General features: G+C 71.2%; 6 protein-coding genes. All 6 read left to right on the forward strand.

Annotated elements, in window-relative coordinates; all coding sequences use genetic code 11:
• Window positions 1-37: 37 nt before the first annotated feature.
• Window positions 38-1,579, forward strand: a complete 1,542-nt coding sequence (gene glpK, locus ACFVHO_RS35875; protein WP_030356227.1) for a glycerol kinase GlpK — start codon at window positions 38-40, stop codon at window positions 1,577-1,579.
• Between the two features lie 37 nt (window positions 1,580-1,616).
• Complete coding sequence (locus ACFVHO_RS35880) at window positions 1,617-3,236, forward strand: FAD-dependent oxidoreductase (protein ID WP_385724246.1); 1,620 nt, start codon at window positions 1,617-1,619, stop codon at window positions 3,234-3,236.
• A 113-nt stretch (window positions 3,237-3,349) separates the two neighbouring features.
• Window positions 3,350-4,414 (forward strand): LLM class flavin-dependent oxidoreductase, encoded by a 1,065-nt coding sequence (locus tag ACFVHO_RS35885; protein WP_385724249.1) that lies wholly within the window; start codon window positions 3,350-3,352, stop codon window positions 4,412-4,414.
• 80 nt (window positions 4,415-4,494) lie between these two features.
• Entirely contained in the window at window positions 4,495-5,088 is a 594-nt protein-coding gene (locus ACFVHO_RS35890) for an acireductone dioxygenase (RefSeq protein ID WP_385724252.1), read from the forward strand.
• Window positions 5,085-5,828: an acireductone synthase gene (gene mtnC / locus ACFVHO_RS35895; RefSeq protein ID WP_385724254.1), complete on the forward strand. Its 744-nt coding sequence runs from the start codon at window positions 5,085-5,087 to the stop codon at window positions 5,826-5,828. Before ACFVHO_RS35890 ends, mtnC begins: the two co-directional genes overlap by 4 nt.
• Window positions 5,819-6,430, forward strand: coding sequence for a methylthioribulose 1-phosphate dehydratase (gene mtnB, locus ACFVHO_RS35900; protein ID WP_385724256.1), 612 nt, complete (start codon window positions 5,819-5,821; stop codon window positions 6,428-6,430). Before mtnC ends, mtnB begins: the two co-directional genes overlap by 10 nt.
• Window positions 6,431-6,544: the final 114 nt, after the last annotated feature.

Below are 6,544 nucleotides of genomic sequence, written 5' to 3' on the forward strand. Positions count from 1 at the left end.
CCACGCCGAGAACCCGACGGACCTTCAGGAGCACACCGTGACCGACGCACACACCGCCGGCCCCTTCATCGCCGCCATCGACCAGGGCACCACTTCCAGCCGCTGTATCGTCTTCGACCGCGACGGGCGCATCGTCTCCGTCGACCAGAAGGAGCACGAGCAGATCTTCCCGAAGCCGGGCTGGGTCGAGCACAACGCCACCGAGATCTGGACCAACGTCGAGGAAGTCGTCGCCGGAGCCATCTCCAAGGCCGGCATCACCAGCGCCGACATCAAGGCCATCGGCATCACCAACCAGCGTGAGACCACGCTGCTGTGGGACAAGAACACCGGCGAGCCGGTGTACAACGCCATCGTCTGGCAGGACACCCGCACCGACGCCCTCTGCAAGGAGCTCGGCCGCAACGTCGGCCAGGACCGCTTCCGCCGCGAGACGGGCCTGCCGCTGGCCTCCTACTTCGCCGGTCCCAAGGCCCGCTGGCTGCTCGACAACGTCGACGGCCTGCGCGAGCGCGCCGAGGCGGGCGACATCCTCTTCGGCACCATGGACTCCTGGGTCATCTGGAACCTGACGGGCGGGGTGAACGGCGGCAAGCACGTCACCGACGTCACCAACGCCTCGCGCACCATGCTGATGAACCTGCACACCATGGAGTGGGACGAGCGCATCGCCGAGTCCATCGGCGTGCCGACCCAGATCCTCCCCGAGATCCGCTCCTCCGCCGAGGTCTACGGCGAGGTCACCGGCGGCAAGCTCGGCGACATCCTGGGCGGCATCCCGGTCGCCTCCGCCCTCGGCGACCAGCAGGCGGCCCTCTTCGGCCAGACCTGCTTCGAGGAGGGCGAGGCCAAGTCCACGTACGGCACCGGCACCTTCATGCTGATGAACACCGGCGAGAAGGCCATCAACTCGTACTCCGGGCTGCTCACCACCGTGGGCTACCAGATCGGCGAGCAGAAGCCGGTCTACGCCCTCGAGGGCTCCATCGCCGTCACCGGCTCGCTCGTGCAGTGGATGCGCGACCAGATGGGCCTGATCAACTCCGCCGCCGAGATCGAGACGCTGGCGTCCTCGGTCGACGACAACGGCGGCGCTTACTTCGTACCGGCCTTCTCGGGCCTGTTCGCCCCGTACTGGCGTTCCGACGCCCGCGGTGTGATCGCCGGTCTGACCCGGTACGTCACCAAGGCGCACATCGCGCGCGCCGTCCTGGAGGCCACCGCCTGGCAGACCCGCGAGATCACCGACGCCATGACGAAGGACTCCGGCGTCGAGCTCGCGGCCCTCAAGGTCGACGGCGGCATGACCTCCAACAACCTGCTGATGCAGACCCTCTCGGACTTCCTGGACGCGCCGGTGGTGCGCCCCATGGTCGCCGAGACGACCTGCCTCGGCGCCGCCTATGCCGCCGGTCTCGCCGTCGGCTTCTGGTCCTCCACCGACGACCTGCGCGCCAACTGGCGCCGGGCCGCGGAGTGGACCCCCCGCATGGACGCGGACATCCGCGACCGTGAGTACAAGAACTGGCTCAAGGCCGTCGAGCGGACCATGGGCTGGCTCGAGGACGACGAGAGCTGAACCGCACTCAGCTCAGCTGATGAGGAGTTAAGCAACCATGACCACCCTGCAGAGCGGCCCCGCCTTTCCGGCTCTCGGCACGCCCCCGGCCGCCGGCAGCGCGCCGAGCCGCGCCGAGACCCGGGAACGTCTGTCCAAGGCGTCCTACGACCTCCTGGTGATCGGCGGCGGAATCCTGGGCATCTCCACCGCCTGGCATGCCGCGCAGTCGGGTCTCAGGGTGGCCCTGGTGGACGCCGGCGACTTCGCCGGCGCCACCTCCTCCGCCTCCTCCAAGCTCCTCCACGGCGGTCTGCGCTACCTGCAGACCGGCGCGGTGAAGCTGGTCGCGGAGAACCACTTCGAGCGGCGTGCGGTGTCACGCCAGGTGGCACCGCACCTCGCCAACCCGCTCACCTTCTACCTGCCGGTCTACAAGGGCGGCCCGCACGGCGCCGCCAAGCTCGGCGCGGGCGTCTTCGCCTACTCGGCGCTCTCCGCGTTCGGCGACGGCGTCGGCCACCTGCTCTCCCCCGCCAAGGCGGCGCAGGACGTGCCGGAGCTGCGCACGGACAACCTGAAGGCCGTAGCCGTGTACGGCGACGACCAGATGAACGACGCGCGCATGGCCCTGATGACGGTCCGCGCCGCCGCCGAGGCCGGCGCCGCCGTCCTCAACCACGCCGAGGTCACCGGCCTGCGCTTCACCGGCGGCCGGGTCACCGGCGCCGACCTCAAGGACCGGATAGACGGCACCGAGTTCGGTGTGAACGCCCGCCTGGTCCTGAACGCGACCGGCCCCTGGGTCGACCACCTGCGCAAGATGGAGAACCCGGACGCGGCCCCCTCCATCCGGCTCTCCAAGGGCGCCCACCTGGTCCTCAAGCGCACCGCCCCCTGGAAGGCCGCGCTGGCCACGCCGATCGACAAGTACCGCATCACGTTCGCCCTGCCCTGGGAGGACATGCTGCTTCTCGGCACCACCGACGAGGAGTTCGAGGGCGACCCGGCGGACGTGCGCGTCACCGAGTCCGACACCGCGCAGATCCTGGACGAGGCCGCGTTCTCCATCCGCGACCAGCAGCTGTCCCGGGACCTGATCACGTACTCCTTCGCGGGTCTGCGGGTGCTGCCGGGCGGTCCCGGCGACACCTCCAAGGCCAAGCGCGAGACGGTCGTCACCGAGGGCCGCGGCGGCATGCTGTCGGTCGCGGGCGGCAAGTGGACGACGTTCCGCCACATCGGCCGTACGGTCATGAAGAAGCTGGAGGCCCTTCCCGGCCACCCGCTCGGTGACGACTACGAGCCGATCTCCGAACTGCCGAAGAAGCTGCCGCTGCCCGGTATCGCCAACCCGCGCGCGGTCGCCCACCGCCTCCTGGTCGACGGCCCGGCGCCCGGCCCGCGCATGGCGCCCGACACCGCGCGGCACCTGGCCACGCACTACGGCTCGCTGTCGTTCGACATCGCCCGCCTGGCGAACGAGAACCCGGAGCTGGCCGAGCGCGTCCACCCCGACGCCCCCGAGATCTGGGCGCAGGTCGTGTACGCCCGTGACAACGAGTGGGCCGAGACGGCCGACGACGTGCTGCGTCGCCGTACGACCCTGACGATCCGGGGCCTGGCGACGGACGAGGTCCGTGGCAAGGTCGAGGACCTGCTGGGCAAGAAGAGCTGACGCCCACTCGGCGTGGGTAAGGGGCGGCCTCCATGGAGGCCGCCCCTTACGCATGCCCAGGTGTGCCATGCCGCCGCCACACCGCCGCAACGTTCGGCGCGCACATTTGAAGCATGAAGTTTCAGGTCCTTTCCCTCATCTCCCACTCGCCCCACCCCCTGACCGGTGAACTCCCTTCCGCCGCCGAGCGGTTCGAGGACGTCGTCGAGGTCGGTGTCGAGGCGGAACGGCTCGGATACGACGCGTACGCGGTGGGCGAGCGGCACGCGGGCGCGTTCCTGTCGTCGAGCCCGACCGTGGTGCTCGGCGCGCTCGCGGCACGCACCTCCCGCATCCGGCTCCTGACCGGCGTGACGGTGGTCGCGATCCTCGACCCGGTGCGGGTCGCCGAGGACTACGCGACGCTCGACCAGCTCTCGCGCGGGCGCGTGGAGCTGGTGATCGGCAAGGGCGCCGAGGCGGGCCACTTCGACCTGTTCGGGCTCGACGAGGACCGTCAGTGGGACCTCCAGAAGGAGAAGTACGAACTCCTGCGGCGGCTGTGGCGGGAGGAGAACGTCGACTGGTCGGGCGAGTTCCGGCCCGCCCTGAAGGACGTCACGACCGTGCCGCGCCCCTACGCGGGACCGCCGCGCGTCTGGCACGGCTCCGCGACCTCCCGCAACTCCCCCGAACTCGCCGCCCTGCACGGCGATCCGCTCTTCACCGCCAACGCCATCCAGCCGCGCGCCGCGTACGCGAAGCTCATCGCGCACTACCGGGAGCGGTTCGAGGCGCACGGCCACGACCCGGCGCGCGCCCATGTGGCGGCGGGCTCGGGCGGGTTGCTCATCGCGGACAGCGCGGAGCGGGCGGTGAGCCGCTACCGGGACCTGTACGAGGCGAAGGTGCGCCAGACGTTCAAGCCGCACCTCGAAGGGAAGGCGGGCTACAACACCCCCTTCCGCACCATCGAGGACGCCATCGCCGACGGACCGCAGCTCATCGGCTCGCCGCAGCAGATCATCGACAAGATCCTCGGCTACCACGAGGTGTACCGGCACGATCTGCAGTCGATCTCCGTGGACGGCTTCGGCCTGTCGCGCGGCGAACAGGTCGAAACCCTCCAGCGGTTCGCGGAGGAGATCGCTCCGGTGGTGCGGCGCGAGGCGCCGTCCACGCTGTGGGACCCCTCGTGACCCCTGACCGCGCCGGGCTACGATCCGTACAGGCGTCCGGCCCCGCTCCCCGTACCGCTCACTGCCTCCTGGAGTGACCCATGACCCTCCTCACCACATGGCCGGAGTCCGGCCCCGCGACCGTCGTGCGCCGCACCGCCGACCCCGCCGAGATCGCCGCCGCCCTCGCGCCCCTCGGTGTGCGCTACGAACAGTGGCCGGTCCGCGCGGACGTGCCCGCCGACGCGGACAGCGACACCGTGTTCGCCGCGTACCGCGCGGAGATCGACCGACTCAACGCCGAAGAGGGCTTCCGGACCGTCGACGTCGTCGCCCTGCACCCGAGCGACGACCCCGGCTGGCCCGACAAGGCCAAGGCGGCCCGGCAGAAGTTCCTCGCCGAGCACACCCACGACGACGATGACGAGGTCCGCTTCTTCGTCGCGGGCGCCGGGATCTTCTATCTGCACGCGGCCGGCGAAGTGCACGCCGTCTACTGCGAGAAGGGCGACCTGCTCGGGGTGCCGCGCGGCACGACGCACTGGTTCGACATGGGGACGTCACCGTCGTTCACCGCCATCCGCTTCTTCCACGAGGAGGACGGCTGGATCGGCAACTTCACCGGCAGCCCCATCGCCGAGCGCTTCCCGGACTTCGACACCATCCACGCGGGGTACGCGGAGTCCGCCGCGTGAGCGTGCGCCTCCCGTCCGGCTCCGTGGACGCCGTGGTGCTCGACATCGAGGGCACCACGAGCGCCACCGGATTCGTCGTGGACGTCATGTACCCCTACGCCCGCGAGCGGTTCGGCGAGCTGCTGACCCGGCGGGCCGAGGAGCCCGTCGTGGCGCGGGCCGTGGCACAGGTCCGCGAGGAGATCGGCGAACCGGACGCGGACGCGGCACGCGTCGAGAAGGTCCTCGGCGAGTGGGCCGACGCGGACCGCAAGGCGACCCCCCTCAAGGCCCTTCAAGGCGTCCTCTGGGCCGAGGGTTTCGCCCTCGGGGACCTCGTCTCCCACTTCTACGAAGACGTGGTTCCGGTGCTGCGGCGCTGGTACGCCGCCGGGCTGCGCCTGTACGTGTACTCCTCCGGGTCGGTGGCCGCGCAGCGCGCGTGGTTCACGCACTCCGCCGAGGGCGATCTCACCCGGCTCGTCAGCGGCCTGTACGACACCGAGAACGCCGGGCCGAAGCAGGAGTCCGGCTCCTACCGCGCCATCACCGCCGCGATCGGCGTGCCGGCGGGGCGCACCCTCTTCCTGTCCGACCGGCTCGGGGAGCTGGACGCCGCGCGGGGCGCCGGGTGGCGGACCGTGGGCGTACGGCGGGTCGGGGAGCCGTACTTCGACGCCGGGGTCGGCGGGCATCCGGAGGCGGCCGCCTTCGGGGAGATCGAGTTGTTCTCTGAGCGGAGGACGGACGAATGGACGTGAAGGTGAATCTCGACCTGGACCTCGAGGAGGCCGGGGCCGTGCTCGCCGCCGAGGCCGCGCGGTTCGCCTCCTTCGGCTGGATGCGGGGGACCTCCGGGAACCTCTCCGTCGTCGTCTCCCGCGATCCCGTACGGCTCGCCGTCACCGCCAGCGGGCGCGACAAGGGGGAGCTCACCCCCTCCGACGTCGTCCTCACCGACGACCGGGGCGCCGCCCTCGGGGCCGGGCGGCCGTCCGCCGAGGCCGCGCTGCACGCGCGGGTCGTGCGGCTCACCGGGGCGGGGGCCGTGGTCCACGTCCACACCGTCGCCTCCGTCGCGCTCGGGCGGCGGCGGCCGGAGGGCATCGCCTTCCGGGACCTGGAGATGCTCAAGGGGCTCGGGCATCCCACCCATGAGGTGGCCGTCACCCTGCCGGTGATCGGCAACAGTCAGGACATGGAGGTGCTCGGGGATCGGCTCGAGGCCGCGTTGTCGCCCGGGATGCCTGCGGTGGTGGTGGCTGGGCACGGGTTGTACGTCTGGGGAGCGGACCCTCGCGAGGCGCGGCATCGGGCCGAGGTGGTGGAGTGGTTGCTGGAGCTGGAACTGGCGGGGGGTTGAGCCCTCGCGGGGGCGCCCCAGTCCCGCCCCTTCTCCGAAACCGGGGGCTGCGCCCCCTGGACCCCGCTTGTCGGCGCTTCGCGCCTCGTCCTCAATCGCCGGACGGGCTAGAAG

It is taken from the genome of Streptomyces sp. NPDC127108 (genome assembly GCF_042677545.1).
Lineage (GTDB): Bacteria > Actinomycetota > Actinomycetes > Streptomycetales > Streptomycetaceae > Streptomyces.

Bases quoted from the DNA above. Each gene is read 5' to 3' on its own strand.
- ACFVHO_RS35880 (WP_385724246.1), top strand. From the start codon at position 1,617: ATGACCACCCTGCAGAGCGGCCCCGCCTTTCCGGCTCTCGGCACGCCC.
- ACFVHO_RS35890 (WP_385724252.1), top strand. From the start codon at position 4,495: ATGACCCTCCTCACCACATGGCCGGAGTCCGGCCCCGCGACCGTCGTG.
- ACFVHO_RS35885 (WP_385724249.1), top strand. From the start codon at position 3,350: ATGAAGTTTCAGGTCCTTTCCCTCATCTCCCACTCGCCCCACCCCCTG.
- mtnB (WP_385724256.1), top strand. From the start codon at position 5,819: ATGGACGTGAAGGTGAATCTCGACCTGGACCTCGAGGAGGCCGGGGCC.